The organism is bacterium (assembly GCA_030654305.1).
GTDB lineage: Bacteria > Krumholzibacteriota > Krumholzibacteriia > LZORAL124-64-63 > LZORAL124-64-63 > PNOJ01.
This window is the reverse complement of the sequence record JAURXS010000181.1, coordinates 1-1763: the sequence shown is the minus strand read 5'-3', so window position 1 is coordinate 1763 and position 1763 is coordinate 1. Positions and strand designations below refer to the sequence as shown.

The 1763-nt window shown below is 72.5% G+C and carries 2 protein-coding genes; one reads left to right on the top strand and one right to left on the bottom strand.

What is annotated here, in order from left to right; genetic code table 11:
- Positions 1-1276 (top strand): FlgD immunoglobulin-like domain containing protein (locus tag Q7W29_04850; protein MDO9171143.1); only part of this gene is annotated, 1276 nt, incomplete at its 5' end.
- A gap of 63 nt (positions 1277-1339) precedes the next feature.
- Here Q7W29_04850 and Q7W29_04845 read toward each other — a convergent pair.
- Complete coding sequence (locus Q7W29_04845; GenBank protein ID MDO9171142.1) at positions 1340-1681, bottom strand: DUF190 domain-containing protein; 342 nt, start codon at positions 1679-1681, stop codon at positions 1340-1342.
- Positions 1682-1763 lie beyond the last annotated feature (82 nt).

The window sequence follows — 1763 nt, the reverse complement described above, 5'->3', positions numbered from 1 at the left end:
TGCGTCCCACCTGCCGCAGTTGGTGACCACGGGCGTGACGCTCGAGTACTCGGTGCCCGGGAACACCTACTCCGTGGGCAAGACGGATTTCTGGACCTACGACCAGGCCCTGTTCGGCGTCGACCTGCCGCCGAACGTGGGGCTGACCGGCAAGGGCCTCACCGGCGCCTTCGATCCCGCGGGCGACCACTTCAAGGCCGAGGGCATCCCGGTCACGCCGTACACCGACGCGGCGCCGACGGTCGAAGCCCCCTACCAGAACGCCCTGGTGATCGCGCGCGACCTGCAGGGCGTGGAACTGGCGCGCAGCCGGCCGGTGATCCCGGTCTCGGTCGAGATGAACTGCGTCACCGCGGGCTGCCACTCCAGCGAGCAGGCGATCCTCAACGGGCACGAGCGCGAGGCGGGCTTCGACCCGAACGCGCGGCCGGTCCTCTGCGCGGGCTGCCACGCCAGCCCGGCGCTCGGCACCACGGGCATCCCGGAGGCCGGCTTCCTGTCCTTCCGCATGCACGACCAGCACAAGTTCCTCGACGAGGAGATGCCCGGTCCCGCGGGCTGCAACATGTGCCACCCCGGGCCGCAGACCCAGTGCCTGCGCGGGACCATGGCCACGGACTTCGGCATGGTCTGCCAGGATTGCCACGGCGACCTGCAGCAGGTCGCCGGCTCGATCGAGAACGGTGGGCGCATCCCCTGGCTGAACGAGCCCGCCTGCCGCACCTGCCACACCCCCCAGTACGGGGAGCCGGTGGGCCAGCTCTACCGCTTCAGCACCGGGCACGGCGGGCTGATGTGCTCCGCCTGCCACGGCTCCCCCCACGCCATCTTCCCGAGCCGCGAGGCCGCGGACAACATCAACAACATCGACCTGCAGGGCCACGCGGGCACGCTGCGCGACTGCACCGTCTGCCACGGCGTGGTGCCGGCCGGCCCCGGCCCGCACGGCTACCATCCCGGCACCACCGGCGTGGTCGACCTGCAGCTGGACACGGGCTCCGGGCGTCTGGAGATCTACCCGTCGCCGCTGCGGCGGGGCGCCACCGCGACCATCAAGGCGCGCGGCGTCGAGGGCGCGACCGGCCGCCTGCTGGTCTTCGACGCGCGGGGCCACACGGTCCGGCTGCTGCAGGCCACATCCGGCTCCGACGGGACCGTCACGGCCGGCTGGGACGGGCGCGACGGGCGCGGCCAGGACGTGGCCGACGGCGTCTACCTGCTGAAGTGGGACGACGGGGTGCGCACCGCCAGCGGCAAGGTCGTCTACCTGCGCTGATCTGCGGCGCGATGATCGCGAGAGCCCCGCCCCGCTCCGGGGGGCGGGGCTTTCTCGTGGGGTTCAGGCGGGGTGATCGGCGGGCGGGGCTGCGATGATGCGCACCTGTTCGAGCGTGATCAGGCCGTCGCCCGTCATCTCCCGGAGCAGCGGCAGCAGGCACTCGATCTTGTCGACGGTGTCGACGATCTCGACCACCACCGGCAGGTCGGCGCTGAAGCGCTCGATGCCCGCCTTGTGCAGGCGGTGCCGCGCGCCGAAGCCCGCGATGCCCCGCAGGACGGTGGCGCCGGCCAGCCCCTCCTTCAGGCAGAGTCGCACGACGGCCTCGTGCACCAGCTTGCCGTCGTGCTTGGCGCCCTCGTCCACGTAGATCCGCAGCAGCTGTCCCTGCACCTCGGGCATCACGGCCCCTCCTTCAGTCGACCGGCGCGGGATCGCCGGGCAGCGGGAACCAGCGCAGGCGCTCGGCGTCGGGCGTCAGCGC

Bases quoted from the DNA above. Each gene is read 5' to 3' on its own strand.
- Q7W29_04845 (MDO9171142.1), bottom strand. From the start codon at position 1,681: ATGCCCGAGGTGCAGGGACAGCTGCTGCGGATCTACGTGGACGAGGGC.